The organism is Streptomyces sp. HUAS MG56 (assembly GCF_058673395.1).
In genome coordinates this window covers 60116-79704 of the sequence record NZ_CM178722.1, presented here as the reverse complement: position 1 = coordinate 79704, position 19589 = coordinate 60116, and the positions used below count along the sequence as shown (strand labels likewise).

The window sequence follows — 19589 nt, the reverse complement described above, 5'->3', positions numbered from 1 at the left end:
CGGCAGACCCAAAATCGGTCGTCCATGCCGACGGTCACCGGCGGACCGGGGTGAACGTTGCGTCTTCACCCTCGCCGCTCTGCGCGGCGAGGGTGTGCGCGGGCGGGCGATGCAGGCCCCCTACCCGAGGCAGCGCGCGGTCGGAGACGCCCCCTACGAGGCGGACGAGGCCGGGGACGTACGGTTCAGTCTGACGGGTCAGGTCGGCGGGCTGCCGATCGCAGCGGCTGGACGAGATCCCGTTGTCGCTGGCAGTCCCGGCGGCCTGGCCGCGCCCGTAGCCGGCGACCTTGCCGGTGCCGCTGGCAATGGCTCAGCTGGACGCCCTTGGCATGCCGGCGCTCCACCCACCCAGGGGCGGGCTCCCGAGAGCAGCCAACGGCTGGAATGACCTGCGCGGTCGACATTTTGAAAGTCACCAATCGCCCGCCTTGACGCACATTCACGATACCCCCCGGCAACGAGGGTCAGACCGGTTGGGTGGGGGCGGCCGGCACGGGCACCTTGTCGTCCGGTGTGACGGCGGTGCGCGAGCGGGTGCGGTGGTGGAAGGTGAGAAGGCTGATCAAAGCGGCTGCCGCGAACCACAGCAGCTGAGCTAGTAGGTAGGCAGGTGTGCGCTGGGTGGAGAAGCAGGCGGCGGTGGCGGCTTGGACAGTGCCGTAGGAGGGCAGCAGCCGGATGAAGGGGCTGTTGGCCCCGGAGCTCGCCAGCGGGTTTTGCATGGCCACGTCGATGACGCTGGTCATGATCAGCGCGAACATGCCCTCCACTTCCCGACGCAGCACCGAGCCGTAGATGACGCCGAGGGCTCCGTAGGTGAGGGCGGCGCTGAACAGGGCCGCGCCGAGCTGGAGTGGTTGCACAGGTGACCAGGCGGCGCAGATGACGGCGGTGGCGTAGGCGGCGACCGCTGCGGAGGCGAGGGTCAGGGAGGTGGTCTTGGCGGCGACCAGGTGAATGCGGGGGTAGCCCGCCATGGCCAGGCGCCGGTCGAAACGGCCTCCGCTGAAGGTGGCGGCAAACATCATGAAACCGGTGATCAGCGTGACGGCGTTGACTGCCCCCGTGATCTGCGTGAGCAGGTTGCCGGCCGGGGCCAGACGCTCCCCGGTGGCGTCCAGCCGGAACGGCACAGATCTGTCAGGGATGTTGAGGTACACGAGCGTGATCCACGCGGGCACGAATAGGACGACCAGCAGCATCGCGAAGCGGTTGCGGGCGTGCTCGACCAGGTCGTACCGAGTCGCGGTGGTGTACAGGGTGAGATGTCTCCTCATGCCGCCACCGCCGGATCAAGCACGAGGATGCCGCCGTCCAAGCGCCACAGTTCGTCCAATCGTTCCAGGTCGTACGCCAGGTGGGATACGACGAGCACGGAGCGCCCCTCGGCGCGCAGGCCGTCAGCGAGGCGCCAGAACCGCTGGTAGGTGTCCCAGTCGAAGCCCTGGTAGGGCTCGTCCAGCAGCAGGACCTGCGGGTCGTGCATGAGCGCGAGCGTCAGGTTGAGCTTCTGCCGGGTGCCGCCACTGAGCACTCCAGCGCGCACGTCGGCGTACTCGGCAAAGCGCAGCTCATCCATGATCTCCTCGGCGCGCTGAAGGTCTGTCAGGCCATACGCGGCCTGGAAGAACTTCAGGTGCTGGCGGACGGTCAGGGCGTCGTTGAGGGCGACGTCCTGCGGGCAGTAACCGAAGCGTCCCTGGTGGAACGCTGTTCCGGCATCCGGGCACAGCTCGCCAGAGAGAATCTTGAGCAGGGTGGACTTGCCGGCTCCGTTCTCTCCGACGATGCCGACCAGCACTCCCGGTGCGAGGTCCAGGTCGATACCGCGCAGCACCTGCCGCCGGCCGTAGGCGTGCCGCAGACCCCGGACCTTCATCACTCACCTGACACGGTCGACGACCGTGATGGTCAGCGCTTCCAGCAGATCCCGGGCCTGCGATGGGGGAAGTGCGGCCAGCGCTTCGCGGGCCTTGACCGCGTACCCGCGAGCCATCTCGGCGGCCTGATCGACAGCCTCGCCGCGGGCGAGGATCTGAGCCAGCAGGCGGTGGGCGGTGACGGCGTCGGAGTCGTCACAGAACAGCTCCTGAAGCCTGTCCAAGTCCTCCGCGCTGGTGGCGTCCCGGGCCAGGAGGACCGGCACGGTCGGCTGCCGGTTGGCCACATCAGTCAAGCCCCCCGACTCGGCGGCGCCGACGTAGGGAAGAAGGTCATCACGGATCTGGAACGCCATGCCCAGTTCCTCACCGTAGGCGCCAAGCGCCGCCTCGTGGGCAGCGGGTGCGTCGGCCAGAATCGCTCCGGCCTGACACGCTGCGCCGAACAACGCGGCAGTTTTGCCGCGGATGATCTCCAGAACCTTCTCCAGCGTGCAGCCGAGGTCCTCTCGTACCAGGGTCTCCTCGCCGATGGCGGCCACTGTGCGCTTGACCGCGGCTGCCACCACGCGAGTCGCCTGCACGGCACGGGCGGCCGGCACGCCTGCCTCCGTGGACGCGAGCATGGCCTCATAGGCGGTGGAGGCCAGCCCGTCGCCGGCCATGAGAGCCACGCTGATCCCGAAGTGCTCGGCCGAGGAGGCCCGCCCGCGACGCTCGGGGGCACGGTCGACGACGTCGTCGTGCATCAGCGTCGCCACGTGCATGCACTCCAGGCCCGAGGCGAAGGCCAGGGCCTGCTCCATGCTGCCGCCCACGGCGGCCGCCGACCACAGACACAACCGCGGCCGCAGTAGCTTGCCCGACGGAAACAGCGCGTCGCGGCAGGCCACCCCCATCAGATCCTCCTCGGCGCCCGCCCACCGCCGAAGTTCACCTTCCACCAGCTCATTGACCGCCCTCTCATCCTCTGCGGACTGCACCCCATCCGCGGTGTAGGGCCCCTTCGTCGTGGTCATGAGTTCCCTCCCAGAACTTTGCTCAACGTCATCTCATTCACCGGGAGGTCACGTGGGCGGAGCGCCACAAACTCATCCCTCCCCGGACCATCGGTCCCATCGGCGGAACGGCCACTCGACGCAGCAGGGAAGGCCCCGCTTCCAACACGGCCGCGCACAAGGGGCGGATGTACTCGTCCAGGGCCGAGCAGAACGGATACAGCCATGGATGAGCGCGTGCCATCTCCAGCACGGCCGGCATGCGGCCGGTGATGCGCGCTACTTCGAAGGCGACCAGGTCGGCCGTGGCCGACGTCCAGCGTCCGGCCTCCAGATCCTCCCTGCGGACACCGAACCGGTCGAGATCCTCAAGCGGCAGATACAGCCGGCCCTCCCTCGCATCCTCGGACACATCGGCCAGGCAATCCACCAGCTGAGCCATGTACCCGTATTCCCGGATGATGCGTTCGCCGCTCTCGCCGTACTCTCCCCGCATGGACAGCGTCCACAGCATCGCCGCGCCGGCACTGCCGGAGGCATAAACCTGCCAGTCGGCATAGGTGGGGAACTCACGAAAATCAAGATCGCTGCGCGCGGCCGCGAAGGCCTGATCCATCAGCGCCCGCGTCGGCTTTACAGGAGCGACGCGGTGCGCGTGCGCCGCCGCGTGCAGAATGGGATCGGCACTGGAACCGGAGTCCAGCGCGGCATACCAGGCGCCGACCCACTCTTCGAAACGCTGAAGACGCTGCTCGTGGGGCCCTTCGTCCGCCCGGGCGTCAGCCTCCAAGATCACCATTGCCGCGGCTGCAGTCAAGGGACGCGCGCGTGACGGTACTGACAGAATCCCCAGCCAGGTAACGCCGGCACGATCGCTCAGAGCCCTGCGGCATGCGACGCTGTAAGCCGCCCTCAACGCCGGATCAAAGACCCCGGCCACGTCCAACCACCGTCGTACCAGCACCAAAACCCCCCACTCAATGCCTCGGGCCGACAGGACGCTCCCATGCCCGCTGGGTGATACGAGCCGGGTCGGGATCCGGTTGACTCGATCGAGTGAACCGACCAAGCCTCAGCTTGATCACCAAGGGTCAGCGCTGACGCCATGCAACGTAGGTCTCCTGGTTTTGATCCTGAGGCTGATCCTTACGTTGTTGGTGGGTCGTTTTCGGTCACTCGTAGGATCGGGAGCCCGTGCATCACCCTGGAACTGCACTCGTAACGGTCCGTGCCCCGACCTCGCGCAAGGCACCACCTCCCAGCGCGTGATCGAAACGAACGGCGGTGTCGTTGGCCAGTGGATCTGCGCAGTGGCGCATGCGCTGACCTGGGATTTTACAGATTGTCTGGAGGGGATTGTGGTTGGCGTTGGGATGCCCACCCGGTTGCTCTAACCCCGAGCGCAATCGCTACCCGATCTACGTCGCCAGGCAGCACGCATGGCCCCTAGTCCTACCTCCGACCCCAGCCGCAAGGTAGCTCGCGCTGCTTGTCCACGGTTCGTCAGGTCGCCCGTTGCCGGGTCTGTGCGGTTATCGGTGTAACTCCCGATCATGGAGTAGCACCTGATGAGCGACGTGACTGCCTCGGTTGAGGCGGTTGAAGAGGTCCGACCGGTCGAGCTGGCGGCGGGCCTGTTGGGCGGCCAGTTGATCGGGCAGTTGACCGCCCTGCGTGCCGCGCCGGGGACGGAACGCGTCCACGTTTCTTCCCCGGCACGGGCCCTGAAGACTGGTCTGGGGGTGCTGTCGCCCAGGTCACTGGGCCGTAAGGAGCGAGGCGATCACGGAGGGTGCCGGAGGGCCGTCGAGGAGGTGGCGCAGTTCCGCGACTCCTGCGCGCCGCTGTTCTGGTGGGAGGAAGAGGTATCGCTCGATGCGTTCGTTGAAGGTGCTGCGGAACCGCGCGTACAGGTCGTCGTTCTCCAGGATCTTGCCCGCGACGGCCACGAGGGCCTGGGTGCCGGAGTAGTCGTCCTCGGGCAGTTCGTGGCCGGGCAGAACGTCCGCGAACCGGGCCGCCAGGCGTCCGAAGAGAGTGTCCGCGAGGTTGCGGATGGTGAACGTGTGCGCGTAGTGCTGGTCGGGCAGTGCCAGAGGCAACTGGCCCAGGAGCGTGGTTTCGTGGAGCGCCGACAGGCCGGGAGCTAGCAGGGAGTGCGGGGTTCTCGCCACCTGCCGCAGCAGCTCGCGCTGAGGGACGAAACGGCGGTCGACACGTCGTGCGGAAGTCCGTTGGCTGCTGGCGCGGGGTCCGGCGTACGGGCCGCCGCAGACCAGGACGCGGGTGAACCGGGGCCAGTCGGTGAGCAGATCCGGGATCCAGCGGTCGATGAGCCGGAGGTAGTCGTTGTTGACCTCGAAGTCGAGGAGGAAGTTCTTGAAGCCGCCGGTGTTGATCAGCAGGTCGTAGTCCGGTCCGCCGGCCGCCCGTTCACCTGCTGGCGCCTTCGCCAGGCCGTCCAGGTCGACCAGTGGGCCGGTCAGCAGCATCGTGCGGTCCGTGCCGGCATTGGTGAACTCGGCCATGCGCCGGAAGACGCCGGGGAAGTTCTGGATCACGCTGTGGTCGGCCAGCAGGTGGGCGGCGAGGACGCGTTCGTGTGGCGAGAGGCGGGACAGGTGGCGGCGGGCCGCGGGGAAGGAGGTGCGGGGAAGGGTCGCGCACAGCTCGTGGATCCGTGTCAGGGGGGTGCGGTGCTGCCAGAAGCTGAACAGGCAGTCCACCAGGACCACCGGCCGGCCTGCTACGACCGCGCGCAGGACGAGGTCGGCGTCCATGGCGGAGACGACGTGGTCGCTGTCGGCGAGCAGACGGTCCAGGAGTACGGATCCGTTCCCGGACGGCTCGCTGAGTTCGTGGACGGCGTCGAAGGCGCTGGCGTTGTGGCGGGCGAACGCTGCCGCGACGCTGTCGCCTACGAATACTCGCTCGTGTCCGCGGAGCTGCCGGGAGACGGCGACGAGCACGGAGGCCGGGCCGAAGCCGCAGTTCTGGGCTCCCATCAGGATGCGCATGGCGCGTCAGCAGGCCGCGGGCCGTGGGGTAACCAGGATCCCCGCGAGTTGCCGCGCGAACGCGGCGGGGTGTTTGGCGTAGCCGACGTGCCCGCCGGGGAACTCGACCAGTTCCCGGCCGAGTTGCTGCGCGAGGAAGGCTGCCGGCTGGTGCACGTCGTAGGTGCGCGATTCCCGGCCGCCGGCCATGACGATGCGGTCCGCCACGGCCGCCAGCGCGGTGAGGTCGGGCACGCAGCGCGAGGAGGGCAGCATCACGTGAGAGAGGAAGAACTCGCTGTTGTCGGCCGCTTCGCGGAGCTTCGGGGCGGGCCGGCCGCCGAAGAGGGCCCGGAACCTGTCCAAGGCCGCTGGGACGCCGTCCCGGCAAAACGTCGTGTACACCTCGTCGAAGAAGGCGGCGTGCCGTGGCGCGTCCGGCAACAGTCCCACGGCGGGAGGCTCGTGGACGACGGCCAGCCGGACCCGTTCCGGATCGCGGACCATGAGTTCCAGGGCGATGAGCCCGCCGGCGCAACTGCCGAACACCTGCGGAGTCTCACCGTTGCGGGCGAGGTGGTCGAGCAGACGTGCGGCGTCGTCGGTCTGGACGTCGAGCCATGGTACGGGCGGCGGCCCGTCCAGGCGGCTGCGGGAGATGCCGCGTGGGTCGTAGGTGACCACGCGGTGGCATGCCGCGAGCTCGTCGGCCAGATCGCGGAAGACCTCGGCGTCGGAGGCGCCACCCGGGATGAGCAGCAACGGTGATCCGGTGCCGCGCACTTCGAAGTACAGCCGAGCCCCCGGCACGGTCAGCGTGGCGCTCTCCAGGGTGTGCATTCTCTCTCCAACTCACTCCGGCGCAGGGCCCTGAGGATGGTGGTCAAGGGGCGGCACGAGGCTATGCGCGAGACGATCGGTGCGGGTAGGCGCGTGCGAAGCGACTCGTGCGCGCTTCCCCAGCCCGCGCACCCGTCGAATGCTCCCGTGCGCCGGTCTCCGGACCGTGCAAGCTGGGCACGGTGTGCCCCATGGTCCTCAATGTGAAGAGATCCTCCGTGACGGCGGGTAAGAAGCGGCTGCGTGCAGTCGTTCTGGCGGCCACCGTGGTGTTCGGCGTGGCCGCGCCTGTGGTTCCGGCGTCCGCTCACCCCCAAGGCTCAGGGCTGCTGCAGTGTGAGGGAACTGAATCCGTCGGCTACTCCCCGGGGCTCACCCTCCAGGCGCGACCCGTGCACGTCACGATTGACGGGCGCCTCACCTCTTGTGCCGGGGGCAATGGCGCGGTGCGCAGCGGCAGCTACCACGAGGAGTTCACGCTCTTCACGGGCTGCAACAACCTTCTCGAAGGCTTCCGGGCCCGCCGGACCTATGTCTGGAACACGGACGACTCCAGCACCGCCGACATCAGCGGCAGCAGCACAGCCGTGGCGGGTCAAGTGGTCACCCCAGTCACCGGCACCGTCACCCACGGCCGCTTCCACGGTCAAAAGCTGCTCCAGGTCATTCCGGTGCCCCAGCTGAGCGCGCTGCAGTGCCTGGCGGGCGGCGCGACTGGCGCGACCGGAGTGACGACATTGACGATCCTGTAGGCCGGGCTGGGTGGTCCGGCCCCTGGGAGGCTCCACAGGGCAGCCCGGTCATGTATTAGTGATAATCCCGATTTGGGTGACTGAGGACATGTCAGCGCGAAGATGCGGGAAACGGGGAGGGCATAAAGCCTGATTCATGGCTCCGATGATGCGGGCTTCCCGGGGCATGGTGCCGTCGTTGAGGCAGCGCCTGAGCTGGTCCTGGAGGTCTTGTTCGTCCAGGAAGTCGGAAGAGTTCTTCCTGTTCGGCCGGGCGATGGCGAGCTTGCCGGTGAGGCGTCGGGCCACCGCCCACTGGATGAAGGTGACGGTCGTCCGGTGCAGGGCGAGGCGGTCGACGAGCCAGCGGTCCAGGTCGCTCTGAGTGGTGTCCTTCAGAGCGGTCTCGTTCTCGTCCAGCCAGGTCATGAATTCGATGGCGGCCTTGATGTCGTTGATGTCATCGCTGGCGGCCGGCGTGGCGGGAATCGGGACTCGGTGCCCCGCCGACCAGGAAGAGCTTCAGCGTCGAGTCTCCCGCCTAGAGCAGGCGAACACCGAGCTGCCGGCGCGCCTGGAGGAACTGGACGCGGAGTTGGAGGCTGCCCGCGCGGCCAACCGCGAACTGACACGGGCCCTGAACCAGAAAGGAGCCGCGGACCGATAGGCAAGGCTGCCGGGCGGCAGCATGGGTGTCCTGTCGCGTCGAGCTTGTCTGTGGATCTTGTGCCGAGCTGCGGTGTTGCCAGGTCGAGTGAGAACAGTCGGTTCGGGATTCTCAGTGCATCTGGCTTCTGCGGAATCCGGGGGCGGCCGACTCCTCGATGCCGGGGAAGATCGGACGTGGGAGTGTGGTGGTGTCGAGAAGTCAGACGCGGAGCAGGTCGGTCGAGACCGCCCAGAGGCGCTCGGCGGCACCGGGATCGAGCGCCCATTGCTTGACACCGTGCGGATGTTGCGCGAGGTCGGCGTCGTTCGGCACGGTATAGGCCACCTGCGAATCATCGAGGTAGTGGCCTCCGGAGTGGGCGAACTGTGGGGCAACGGCCGCGACCATGGTGGTGGCGGCTCCCTGCTGGACCGTTTTGTACCTGAAGACGCCGGCGGCCTCGGCCGCATCGAGCGACTGCTTCTGCCGAGCGGTGAAATTCCGCTGCAGCCCCGTCGCGACACCGCCCGGGTTCACTGCATTGGCGACGATGCCGTCGGACGCCCACAGTCGGGTCGCCTCAACGGCGAACAGGGAGTTCGCCGTCTTCGACTGGGCGTAGGCAATCTGCGGGTCATAGCTGCGCCGCTCGAAGTGGAGGTCGTCGAAGTCGATGCCGGAACGCATGTGCGCCGTCGAACTGACCGAGACGATCCGTGCCCCGCCACAGTCGGACGCTCCGAGGGCCAGGGCGTCGTGCAGGCCGATGGCGAGTGCGAGGTGACCCAGATGGTTTGTCGCGAACTGCAACTCCCAGCCCTCGCAAGTTCGTTCGAGGCCGCCGGTGACCACGCCCGCGTTGTTCACCAACAGGTGAAGCGGACCACTCCACGCGGCGACGAATGAGGTGACGGTGGCTCTGTCGGTCAGGTCCAGCCGGACGACTCGGGGGCGGACCGCTCCGGTCGAGCTCTCGATCGATCCAGCGACGGCGTCACCCGCAGCCGTGTTCCGCACGGCGAGCGTCACCTGCGCCCCAGCTGCGGTCAACGCGCGGGCCGTCTCGATCCCGATTCCGGAGGAAGCTCCCGTCACGATCGCGCGGATGCCGGTCAGGTCAACGCCCCGCGCCACCTCATCCGCTGTGCTGGAGGCGGTGAAGGAGGTGGAGAGGGGTTGGCCAGCCGTCATGACAGCGAGGCTATACATACTGGACTGAACTTGTATAGCTGGATTTCCGATCCTATGCTCGTGCCATGAGCAGCCCCCAGGCCGGCCCCCTGTCGTCGTCAAACACCGATACCGACCGTCGGACCACGGTCCTGGACTCCGCTCTGGCCACGTTCGCGCGATTCGGCTACCGGAAGACCTCGATGGAGGAAGTGGCGCGGGCGGCACACATCTCCCGCCCCGGGCTCTACTTCCTCTTCTCCTCCAAGGAGGCTCTGTTCCGTGCCGCTGTCACCCAGGCCTTGGAGCGCGACATCGCAGCGGTCGAACACGTCCTGGCCGACGTCGACCGCCCTCTTCTGCAGCGCCTGGTCGAAGCCTTCGACCGGTGGGCGGGCCGCTACGTCGGCCCGCTGACGCGCGATGTTGCGGTGGTCGTCGAGGACAACCCCGATCTCCTCGGCGAGATCACGGAGAGCACACCGCAGCGTTTCGAGGAGCTGATCACAGACGCGATCGCCGTCGAGTCAGGACAGGAGACGGCCGCTCTCGTCGCACAGACGATGATCAGCACGTCGATCGGCCTCAAGCATCAGGCCACATCGCGGGAGTTCTACCTCGAACGCATGAAGGTCGCCATCGAACTCCTGGTGCACTGAAGACACGCGTCAAAGCCGCGCGGGAATCCGGTCGCCTCGGGGCCGTGGTCTCAGATGGCCACAGGTGCCGCCACCCTCGCCGCAGTGACGCGGCGCGCCGCGTCGCGTCGCGCATGCCGGCGGCCGGCCCGGCGAGACGGGAGAAAGCCGGTTCTGCCGGCCGAGCCCGGTCGAGAATCCGACAACTCGGATGAGACCGAGGGGGAATCCGCCAGATACAGGGAGACGGGACATTGCGATCTCAGCTCAGTGTCGGATCCGACTTAGATCCGACATCGACCGTGAGATTCCGACACGAGATTTGAGACCCTGCATCAGAAGTTTAGGTTCTCACCTCGGGTTTCATGCGGCGACGCGTTGACCTGGGATTTCTCAGGCTTTCTCACGCCGTGTCACCTGTCTGCCATCTCAGATTCGCGGCATATCATCGGGTAAGCCGTCGTGCCATCTTCGCCTTGAGACTTGACCTGTCCCTGGTTCGGCGGCGGAGAACCTGTACCCGGTGAAGTCAGTGACGTGGAGGTATCCGATGCGCTGATAGAGCGCGTTGCTGGTGGGGTTGGTCGGGTCCGCGAACAGGACAACGTCCGTCGCGCCGGCGGCCAGCGCGGCCCTGCTCACCTCGACCGTTCACGGCACCCGCGTAGCCGCGGCCGCGAAGATGGGCCGGGGTGTAGACGGGATCCACCCAGATCATGCTGCAGACCATCGACGTCGAGCCAGCCGTGGATAGCGGAACGCCGCGCGGGGTCTTCCAGAAGGTGAAGTCCTTGTCCGTGACACGTGTGTCGGCTCAGGAGCCAGCGTGTGCTCGTGGTCCTTCTCGCCCGTGCCCCGGCCCCGCCTTCCGGGTGCGGCGGTTCCGGCGCAGTGAGTGTGCCGAGTCGGTAAAGGCGAGTCCGCCAGAGGGGCACCGTCGTGGCCGCCGAACTGCAGGGCGCAAGACTCGATGCGGCAACTCGCCGTCGAGCGCGAACAGATCGCGGTGAAGCCGATCGAGCAGAGCGGTCCGGCCAGGCCCGAGGGTCTCGGCCGCCACGGGCCGGTGTAACGGGTCAGTGCGGGACGGCATCCTCAACTGCCTTGGTCCAGGCCGTCGAGGATCACTGGTCCTCGTTGCAGGTCAGGCGATCAGTTTCCACCACCATGCGAGCTCCGGTAATGCCGACGGCACCAAGGGATCTGGCGGCGCGGCAGCAACTACCCGAAACGGCACGGCGTCTCCTTGCACGTCATACCGAGGCGCTCGGAGCCCCCAGTCCAGGTTTCCTCGCACCAGGTGCTCCAGTTGATCGAGGTATCGCGACAGTTCAGCGCTCGCATCTGCACGCGCCTGTCGGATCAACTGCATGAAGAGCCCCATCACCGTGTTCCGTAGCGCGAACGCTTTCCTCACAGCGTGCCCGGCTGAGTGTCCCTCCTGCATCAGAGCCGAGACAACGTTCATCTCCAGCGTCCCCTCCAGGGCCTCCTTCTTGTAGGAGTACAGATCGCTGTCCACGGTCACCAGCAGATACGCGGCCTCCGTCACTGCCCGCACCAGCGGCGACTCCAACTCGGCGTTCGGCAGCACTGTCCCTTCCGCGATCTGGATCACCACCACGCAGTAGCGGATGGCCCGGTCCATATAGCCGAGGTTCAGATAGTCCCGGAAGCCCAGCACCTTGCCCATCTGCCGGTGCGCCACCACCGACAGTGCACCCGCATACCATTCGACCATCGAGTCGATCCATCTCCGCACCGTGTCCGGCTGGCACTTGGCTCTGATCTCCGCTGAACACTCGCGTTGCGCGGCGACCGCACGGTCGAGCGCGGACAAGCCGCTGGGCAGAGGCTCTGCCTCGGGCGACGCCAAGGAACGGACCAGCCGACCGACCAGCAAGGACACTTGGTCAGGGCTCCTGCAGAGTGGCCCGCTGTCGAAGAGCAGGTCATCCAGTGCGAAGGTCACGTACGCGTGGCGCGTTGCCAGATCGAGCAGTTCCCGGTCCCCAGCAGGAGCCCAGCGACACACCATCTGGCCGTAGTCACTTTTGTCATGTCGCGTACCTGTCCCGAACCCCATCTTCCTTGCCCAGCGCCGCGCCGCCTCGTCAACCCGCGCTGCCTCCGGATGAATTGCAGGCTCGATCGGGCCCGAGGTCCCTGCCGGTCGCTGGAGACACGAACGGCTCACGAGATGGCGTGCCCCGAGCACTTCTATTAGAGCGCCGCGTGCTCCGCACAGACTCGCACACACGCGCCGACGAGCGAGGAGAGAGGGAACGTTGACCAGGATGTTCTGCGGCATCGACTGGGCGGAGAACCATCACGACATAGCCCTGGTCGACGGGGCCGGCGACCAGGTGGCCAAACTGCGGATCATCGACGACAGTGCAGGCTTCCATGCCCTGCTGGAACTGCTGGCCCGCCACGGCGACTGCCCCGAGGATCCGATCCCCGTGGCCATCGAGACGCCCAGGGGCCTGCTGGTCGCCTGCCTGCGCACCACCGGCCGCAAGGTCTATGCGATCAACCCGCTGGCCCCGGCCCGCTACCGGGACCGCGGCAGCGTCTCCCGCGCGAAGTCTGACGCCGCCGACGCCCGCGTCCTGGCCAACATCCTGCGCACCGACAGCGAACTCGGCCAGGCCATCGCCGTGCTCGCCCGCGCCCACCAGGACGCGATCTGGGACAAGGGACAGCTGGTCAACCGACTCCGCTCCCACCTGCGCGAGTACTACCCTGCCGCGCCCATGGCCTTCCACGGCAGCGGCAAGCTCGGCCTGGACTCCGCTCACGCCCGTGCCGTGCTGGCCGCGGCGCCGACGCCGGCCGCCGCTGCCAAGCTCACCCGAAGCCAGCTCCGCGCGCTGCTGAACCGGGCCGGCCGCTTACGCCGCTCGCTCGACGACGAGGTCGAACGCCTGCGGGAGGTCTTCCGTTCGGAGCAGATGCGGCAGCTGCCACTGGTCGAGCAGGCCATGGGCCACCGGACCACGGCCCTCCTGCAGCAGATCATCACCAGCCTGCCCGGCCTGTCCGTCATGTCCGGTGCGCGGGTGCTGGCCGAGATCGGCGACGACCGCACGCGCTTCACCAATGCCAAGGCCCTCAAGGCCTACGCCGGCGCCGCACCAGTGACGCGCGTTTCAGGCCGTAGCCGCGTCGTGGTCGCTCGCACCTCAAGAACCGGCGTCTGACCGCCGTCGGCTACATGTGGGCCTTCGCTGCCCTGCGATCGGCAGAGCCACGTACCCACTACGACCGCCGCCGGGACACCGGTGAACGACACACCGCAGCCCTCCGGAACCTGTTCAACAAGCTCCTGGGCTGCCTCTAGCACTGCCTGCAAGCGCGCACGCCTTACGACCCCGAGCGCGCTTTCGGACGCTCCCTCGCGCTGGCGGCATAGCGACCCGTTCGACCTGCACGACGCACCGGCTCGCGTCGTTGACGAGCGCGCGGTCAGCAGACCCACGACCCAGGGAGCTCAGCACGAATGGTTTCGAGATCGGCAGGCGTGCGTCCACGCACGTGAATCCAGGACTGGTCCTCGATGCCGTCCCGGCGCATCAACCGACCCGGAGCCGCGTACCAATGCACCGGCGAGTCGTCCTTGCCCGCCCACATCGGATGGTCAGGCAGGTCCACCCGCGCATAACGGGCGTAAAGGCTCGGCACCAGCGCGTCCGGGAGCTCGCAGGCGTCGTAGAGGCTGTCCGCCCCCAAGAGCGACTCACTCAGCACGAGTTCCACCCAGGCCAAGGACATCCGATCGAGGAAGGGAATCCAACCCTCGCGTGATTCCACCACCACCGGCGGATCCTCCTGCTCGATCTCGTCCAGCGGAATCCCCCAGTACGCGCAGTCCTGGTTCTCACGCCGGAAGATCAGAACACCGTTCAAGGCGTCATCGACGTAGAACTCAGTCGGCCGGACCAGAGGGCCCTGCTGTCGGGTCAGGTCGTCCCGTCGACCGAAGAGTTCAAAACCCTCACGCAGGGCAGCCGGAAGCTCGAATCCCAGATCAGCCTCCGCAGCCGCCAACTCGTCGTCGACACACCCGGCTTCCAACTGCAGGGGGCAACCCATCCATGCGTCGGCATACCAGCGCACGAAGTCCCACGCTTGCGAGCGAGTTTGCACCCCGCCTCGCAGCACCACCGACACGTCAAGGCCGTCCGGCATGCCGAGGACGCTACCGCCTCTCTCGACCACCCGACCGTGCGGGAGGCACGAGCGGCCCAGCCTCGTGATCGTTCGCGACTCGACTTGACCCACCGACGACATGAGATGTCTCGTCGACACCGGTCAGCCTGCGCCGGCGCTTCTTGACGATCTGCGGCTCGAAGCTGCCCTCCCGGTCTCGCGGGACGGCGATCTCGACCGGGCCGACATCCGTGACCACCGTTCTTGGAACGGACACCGTTTCGGCTGTGGCCGCTGCCTGCGCCGGCCTGGTCGTGCTTCTCGTAGCCGAGGTGGTCGGTGATCTCGCCCTCCGGGGCGGACTCCAGCACACGCTTGGTCAGCTGCTGCAACAGCCCGCCCTCGCCGGTCAGCTGGAGCCCGCTCGCACGGGCCCGGTCGACCAACTGCCCGATCAACTGGTCGTCCAACAGGTCCGCCGCCAGCTCGACCGGTCGGACCTCTTCAACCGCCTCAACCGAGGCAGTCACGTCGCTCATCAGGTGCTACTTCCATGATCGGGAGTTACACCGATAACCGTACAGACCCACTCACACCAGAACTGCGACCTGCGACTTCAGGATGAAAGATCTCAGTGCTCCATGTCGAGGTCTCCGATTACTTGCCTGGTGTCAACAGGCCGGGAATGGTGCGGGTCTTCCGCGTTTCGGGGGCTTCGGGGACGCTCCGGGTCAGGTCGTGGCGGTGGGCGTGAAGGAAGATCCGTTCGTCGGTGTAGACCGCGAAGAAGAAGACGAGCGCGACGCCGAGGCCGATCACCGAGGGGCGGTGGCCCGTGGTGGGGGCCAGGACGGCGGTCATCGCCAACCACAGGAAGACGTTCGGGGTGTTCTGTGTGATGAAGAGGTCCCGGCCGAGGCCGGTGCGGTGGGGGCGCAGGTGCAGGAACAGCGTCGTCAGGAGGCGCAGGGCGGTCAGGGCCGCCGCTGCGGCGGACATCACCAGCAGGAGTCGGATGGCCGTGTGGGCGGTCAGACCGGTCGGCGGGGTGAGGGCGAAGGTGGCGAGGCCGGCCACGGGGACCAGGGCCAGGCCGCCGAGCCAGTTCCAGTTGGTGCTGAGGGCGCCCGCCCGGATCGGGTCGCGCCGGCGCAGGGCCTGCGCTCCCACCCCGGGCAGTACAAGGGCGGCGAGCAGGACGGCCGCGTAGGCGAGGAGGGCCGGTTCGAGCCTGCCCAGGGTGAGGGTCGGGGCGGTGCCTGGGAGGGAGAGGGGGAGGGCAAGGCCGGTGAGCAGGAGCGCGGGGAGGGCGAGCGAGGCGGCCACTGTGTGGCGTACGGCGAAGAAGTAGTCGCCTCCCCAGAGCAGTGAGAGGGTCGGGGCTATCAGCGCGGGTGGGAGGAGCAGAAACAGACCTGCCAATTCCAACGGGAGCGAGTGTCCGGCCCAGATGAGGACCAGGCCCAGTGCAAGACGGGGGAGCAGCAGGGGCCAGGCCGCGCGGAGGCTGCTCAGGGGGCGGCGCAAAGTGGGTGGGTCCACGCGCAGCATGGCGAAGAAGGAGCCGACGGCCAGGAGGGCGGTAAGAGCGGTGGTGAAGACTGTGGCCGGAACCTGGATGCCGAGCGCGAGCTGGACCGCCACGCCCATCGCGGCGGCTGTGGCCACCAGCAGGGGGAGGCGGATCTCCACGATCTCGCCCAGGTCGTTGACGAGCCCTGCCGCAGCGGGGGCGGCAACCGCGCGGAGCAGGTCCTGCTCGGAGAGCGGGCGCGCGTTGGGGATCTTGAAGTCGCGGTACGTGTCCGGGCTCGCGTCCGCGACGACCAGGGCGAACATCTCGACGACGTACTTGTGGGCGACGACCAGAACAGTGCGTCCCGCGCGGGAGGCGGGCAACAGGACGTCCTCGTAGTACGCGGCGACCCGGTCGTACATCTCCCGCCAGCTCTCGCCGCCTGGCGGGCGGCCGGTCGGGGAATGGAAGGCCTCGGTGTAGCCGGCGAAGCCGATCGTCTTCTTCACCAGGCTTTTGTTGCGGCCGCTGTAGACGCCGAAGTCGCGCTCGGTCAGTGCTTCATCGACGGTGATCCGGTCCGGAGGTTGTGGGAGCCGATCGATGATGGTCCACGCTGTCTGGCGGGCGCGTTGGAGCGTGGACATGTGCACTTCGTCGATGCGTACGCCGCTCGCGGCGAGCGCGGCGACCCGCTCGGCTGCCTGGTCGGCCTGGCGGCTGCCGAGGGCGGTGAGCGGGGTGTTCAGGCGCCCGGCGAACCGGTTCTGTTCGTTCGCCTGGGACTCGCCGTGGCGAAGGAAAAGGAGGGGCATTGAGTGTCCCTTGCGTGGGGGGCGTAGGAGTTGTGGGCTGTGGCAGGGGTGTGAGTGACAGCCGTGCTTGTTTAGCATTCAAGTACATGGTGAGAGGTGTTTGTTTTCCGTGGGAAGGCTGTGCGGGAACGTTCAGATTTCTTTGGCCTGAAGCTGCGGCTGATTGGCCGAAGCCGTGGCGGTGAGCGGCCACGGGTGCGTGTACGTGTGTCGTCTCTCGCGCCGTGCCGCGGCTGTCGGCCGGAGTCGTTCGCTGAGGCCACTGGGCAGGCGCATGGCACGACGCCGCAGCAGGCGCCGCAGAGCAACCGGGTCGATCACGTGACCTGTTCAGCGGACCGCGCGGATGCGGCAAGAGGGCTGGCGCACGGATCCTCGCCTGCTGCTCGGCCGGTCACGCAGTGGGCCGCCGACGCGTCCTGACCTGCTGTCGTCACGCTGCGGGTCCCGGGAGACCAACCACACAATCCCCCGGGGCCCGGCCCATATGGAGCGCGCTGTTCAACGACGGCGCGAGGGGCGGCGTTACGCCGCTGCCGGCAGCGGTTCCTCCAGCGCGTCCGCGACCTTGCAAGCGATCTGTGCGATGTGCGGGGGCAGGTAGCCGTCGAGGGAGTCGACGTCGCCGCACAGCCGCGCGCGCAGCCCATGCAGGCACGCCTCGGTGAGGAGCTTTTGCGGGTCGTCCTCGCGAATCAGTGCGTTCTCGGCATGGCGCTTGCCCCACGCATACCGCAGTCCGTCGGCGTCGTCGGCGGGAGGCGGATCGCCCAACAGTCCGGCCAGTTCGTGGTGGTCGGATTTCCGTGGCCCGGCAGCCCGGTCTTGCTGCTGGCGGACTTGGAGGTAGGACGCGAGCGTGTCCATGGGCGTCTCGATGCGCTGGCAGTACGCGGCGATCAGCAGAGCGGCCATGTTCAGGGTGTCGGCCGCGTCCGTGGTCCGGTACAGCGTCATCCGCTTCCAGTTGCGCGCCTGGTCGGGCTCGGTGCACCGCAGCACCTCCTGACAGTTCAGGACCGCCTCGGAGACCAGCTCGTGAATCGCCGAATCGCCCGCCGCAGCGGCTCGGGCATCGGGGTGGATTCCATGGCCCGCACGCTAGAGGGCCCAAATCCCCGGGCACCGAAAGCCGGAACCCTCGCTCACCCGGGCGGCCTACGGCCTCACCTGATCGCCGACGCCGCCAACCTCGTGGGTGAACTGGAGAGGGCCAAGACGTCCGCGGCAACCCGCCATTCTCCCGGAGCAGTGCACAGACGGCGTTCCTGCTGCCGTACCCGGGATGCCTTGGCGAGCTGGGAGGGTGCCCGGCAGACAGGAGTTCTCGATGGGTGCGGATCCTCTGAGGTGATGGTGGGGATCACGCTTTGAGGCTGAAGGAGGGCCTGGCCCGACGCGGTGGCGGAGGCTAGGTTCGGACGATGCGGATCTTGCATCTCTCTGACACTCATCTCGACGCGGCAGGCATCCCAGATGCCGACGGGGCCGACGGCACGGCGGCACTGCGTCTTCTGCTGGACGAACTCCAGTACCTGGACGACCTCGACGCGGTGGTCATCACCGGTGACGTTGCCGATGACGGTTCCCGCGAGGCGTACACGCGGGCCGGCGAGCTCGTGTCCGCCTACGCCGGACGCCGCGGGGCGGCGGCCTTTTACACAACGGGGAACCACGACGACCGCCGCGCGTTCCGTGAGGTGCTCGGCAGTGGCCACAGGCAGCCCGAGGCTGCGTACGAGGGGGCGGCAGGTGAGCGGGCTGCGGTAAGCACCGTAGGCGGTTGGCGGTTGATCACGTTGGACACGCTCGTTCCGGGCAAGGGCTACGGCCGCCTGGACAGCGGTCAGCTCGAGTGGCTACGCGGACTGCTGGCCGAGCCTGCCCCGTCGGGCACCGTGCTGGCTTTCCATCATCCGCCGGTCGCCCTGGATGTCGAGGTCCAGCAGGCGCTGGGACTTGAGAACTCCGCGGAGTTGGCCGAGACGATCCGCGGGACAGATGTCCAGCTCATTTTGTGCGGGCACTTCCACCTGCAGATTCTGGCGCGTCTGGAGCAGGCGACGGTCTGGGTCACCCCGGGGGTTGTCAGCCGCATCGACCTGACCGCCCAGCCGGGTACCGAGCGGGCAGTCCACGGCCCTTCGGCTTCTCTGGTCAGTCTGGGGACACCCTACGGACCGCTGATCCATACGCTTCACGCCCGGGATCCGCGCATGGGTGAGACGGTTTACGAGGCCGACGAGGCGGAGATGCGCGACGTCATCAGGAGGCTCGGTCCTGCGCAGCGGGCCTGAACCTGCGGGCTGAGCTGGGAAGAAGCCAGTTGTTGTGTGGTGGGGCCGTGGTCCTCCTGCCGTTGTGGAGTGGAGGTGGGGCACCATGGCGTCGTTGACGGAAGAGCTCCGGGCGCGGGAGGCTGCGGCTCGCCGCCGTGTGGAGGAACTCCAGGCTGAGGCTGTGGAGTTGGCCATCCGGCTGGACAAGGCGCGGGAGGATCTGTCGCGACTGGAGATCACGCGGGAGACCGTCACGCAGGTGCTGGCGGACCTGTCAGCCGCGGAGGCCGAACCGCACGTTGCGCCGGGGGTTGTTCCGGAAGCCAGCGAGGGGTCGGTGCCTCACGGCGTCGGGGTGATGATGGTGCCGCCGTGGCGGGAGGGCCAGGTCGTGGCGGTGCTGCCGGATGTCTACCGGGAGTCGAGATCGTCGCTGACGAGCCGGGACCGGTGCAGGCCAAGCAGATCGTGCCACGGATCGGTCTGCCGACAACGACCGGGAAGATCGAGGAGACCCGGGGCAAGCTGAAGCGTCTAGTGGAGTGCGGCTGGCTGGACGAGGACGCGCCGGGACAGTTCACTCTCGCCCGACGTGGGCCGGGGCGAGACCACCTCTCGAAGGGGGACTGTAGGGGTTGTGCAGCGCTGATGACCGGCACGGGGCACGCGAAGAGGGCCGGTGAGCTGTGCGAGGGCGCCGACAGATGTCGCGGCCATGAAGAGGGTCCGCAGAAGCGGTTGCCTCGGAAGCAACGGAGGGGGCCCGGCCGTTGGCCGTTGTCGCAGAAGGCGATGCCGATTTTCACGATAGAGCAGGGGTGATGGTCGTCGTGGCCTTTCCTGCTTTGGTTGCCAAGCGCGCCGGGCCGGCGCCGTAAAGTTCTCGCTGTGACGGTTCACCGAATGCCTGCCGCGGAGGTGT

At 67.7% G+C, this 19589-nt stretch carries 16 protein-coding genes and 3 pseudogenes; 5 read left to right on the top strand and 14 right to left on the bottom strand.

Annotation, left to right across the window (positions count from 1 at the left end; translation table 11 throughout):
* Positions 1–467: 467 nt before the first annotated feature.
* The 6 genes from AC4OXY_RS00435 to AC4OXY_RS00410 form a co-directional block, all read right to left on the bottom strand.
* Positions 468–1280 carry an ABC transporter permease gene (locus AC4OXY_RS00435; protein WP_491992812.1) on the bottom strand — a complete coding sequence of 271 codons (813 nt, stop codon included), beginning with the start codon at positions 1278–1280 and terminating at the stop codon, positions 468–470.
* The gene (locus AC4OXY_RS00430) at positions 1277–1882 is read right to left on the bottom strand and encodes an ABC transporter ATP-binding protein (RefSeq protein ID WP_491992811.1); all 606 of its coding nucleotides are present in this window, start codon (positions 1880–1882) and stop codon (positions 1277–1279) included. Before AC4OXY_RS00430 ends, AC4OXY_RS00435 begins: the two co-directional genes overlap by 4 nt.
* Before the next feature lie 3 nt (positions 1883–1885).
* On the bottom strand, positions 1886–2902 hold the full coding sequence (locus AC4OXY_RS00425) for a polyprenyl synthetase family protein (protein WP_491992810.1): 1017 nt from the start codon (positions 2900–2902) through the stop codon (positions 1886–1888).
* Between the two features lie 37 nt (positions 2903–2939).
* Positions 2940–3821 carry a phytoene/squalene synthase family protein gene (locus AC4OXY_RS00420; RefSeq protein WP_491992809.1) on the bottom strand — a complete coding sequence of 294 codons (882 nt, stop codon included), beginning with the start codon at positions 3819–3821 and terminating at the stop codon, positions 2940–2942.
* A gap of 817 nt (positions 3822–4638) precedes the next feature.
* Entirely contained in the window at positions 4639–5898 is a 1260-nt protein-coding gene (locus AC4OXY_RS00415; protein WP_491992808.1) for a hypothetical protein, read from the bottom strand.
* 6 nt (positions 5899–5904) lie between these two features.
* Positions 5905–6717: an alpha/beta fold hydrolase gene (locus AC4OXY_RS00410; RefSeq protein ID WP_491992807.1), complete on the bottom strand. Its 813-nt coding sequence runs from the start codon at positions 6715–6717 to the stop codon at positions 5905–5907.
* A gap of 191 nt (positions 6718–6908) precedes the next feature.
* Between AC4OXY_RS00410 and AC4OXY_RS00405 the strand changes: the two genes are divergently transcribed.
* Positions 6909–7469, top strand: a complete 561-nt coding sequence (locus tag AC4OXY_RS00405) for a hypothetical protein (protein WP_491992806.1) — start codon at positions 6909–6911, stop codon at positions 7467–7469.
* A gap of 48 nt (positions 7470–7517) precedes the next feature.
* Here the strand turns inward: AC4OXY_RS00405 and AC4OXY_RS00400 are convergent, their stop codons facing one another.
* Both AC4OXY_RS00400 and AC4OXY_RS00395 read right to left on the bottom strand, forming a co-directional pair.
* Positions 7518–7877, bottom strand: a complete 360-nt coding sequence (locus tag AC4OXY_RS00400) for a hypothetical protein (RefSeq protein ID WP_491992805.1) — start codon at positions 7875–7877, stop codon at positions 7518–7520.
* Between the two features lie 439 nt (positions 7878–8316).
* A complete protein-coding gene (locus AC4OXY_RS00395; protein ID WP_491992804.1) occupies positions 8317–9288 on the bottom strand; it encodes an SDR family NAD(P)-dependent oxidoreductase in 972 nt (323 codons plus the stop codon).
* Between the two features lie 65 nt (positions 9289–9353).
* On the opposite strand from AC4OXY_RS00395, the gene AC4OXY_RS00390 reads away from it, so the two are divergent.
* Positions 9354–9926, top strand: coding sequence for a TetR/AcrR family transcriptional regulator (locus AC4OXY_RS00390; protein ID WP_491992803.1), 573 nt, complete (start codon positions 9354–9356; stop codon positions 9924–9926).
* Between the two features lie 408 nt (positions 9927–10334).
* Here the strand turns inward: AC4OXY_RS00390 and AC4OXY_RS00385 are convergent.
* Together AC4OXY_RS00385 and AC4OXY_RS00380 are read right to left on the bottom strand one after the other, a co-directional pair.
* Positions 10335–10855: pseudogene (locus AC4OXY_RS00385) on the bottom strand (GNAT family N-acetyltransferase); the annotation flags it as partial.
* A 194-nt stretch (positions 10856–11049) separates the two neighbouring features.
* Positions 11050–11943, bottom strand: a complete 894-nt coding sequence (locus tag AC4OXY_RS00380) for a terpene synthase family protein (RefSeq protein WP_491994751.1) — start codon at positions 11941–11943, stop codon at positions 11050–11052.
* Between the two features lie 259 nt (positions 11944–12202).
* Here AC4OXY_RS00380 and AC4OXY_RS00375 point away from each other — a divergent pair.
* Positions 12203–13320, top strand: a pseudogene (locus AC4OXY_RS00375) (IS110 family RNA-guided transposase).
* A 53-nt stretch (positions 13321–13373) separates the two neighbouring features.
* On the opposite strand, the gene AC4OXY_RS00370 reads toward AC4OXY_RS00375, so the two are convergent.
* The 4 genes and pseudogenes from AC4OXY_RS00370 to AC4OXY_RS00355 all read right to left on the bottom strand — a co-directional run bounded on the left by AC4OXY_RS00370 (position 13374) and on the right by AC4OXY_RS00355 (position 17390).
* Positions 13374–14096 (bottom strand): SMI1/KNR4 family protein, encoded by a 723-nt coding sequence (locus tag AC4OXY_RS00370; RefSeq protein ID WP_491992802.1) that lies wholly within the window; start codon positions 14094–14096, stop codon positions 13374–13376.
* A 109-nt stretch (positions 14097–14205) separates the two neighbouring features.
* A pseudogene (locus AC4OXY_RS00365) lies at positions 14206–14596 on the bottom strand (transposase); the annotation flags it as partial.
* A gap of 118 nt (positions 14597–14714) precedes the next feature.
* Entirely contained in the window at positions 14715–16388 is a 1674-nt protein-coding gene (locus AC4OXY_RS00360) for a histidine phosphatase family protein (protein WP_491992801.1), read from the bottom strand.
* A gap of 525 nt (positions 16389–16913) precedes the next feature.
* Complete coding sequence (locus AC4OXY_RS00355; RefSeq protein WP_491992800.1) at positions 16914–17390, bottom strand: hypothetical protein; 477 nt, start codon at positions 17388–17390, stop codon at positions 16914–16916.
* Between the two features lie 422 nt (positions 17391–17812).
* Here AC4OXY_RS00355 and AC4OXY_RS00350 point away from each other — a divergent pair, with 422 nt between their 5' ends.
* Positions 17813–18685, top strand: coding sequence for a metallophosphoesterase family protein (locus tag AC4OXY_RS00350; RefSeq protein WP_402070933.1), 873 nt, complete (start codon positions 17813–17815; stop codon positions 18683–18685).
* Between the two features lie 85 nt (positions 18686–18770).
* Entirely contained in the window at positions 18771–19196 is a 426-nt protein-coding gene (locus tag AC4OXY_RS00345) for a hypothetical protein (protein ID WP_491992799.1), read from the top strand.
* Positions 19197–19589: the final 393 nt, after the last annotated feature.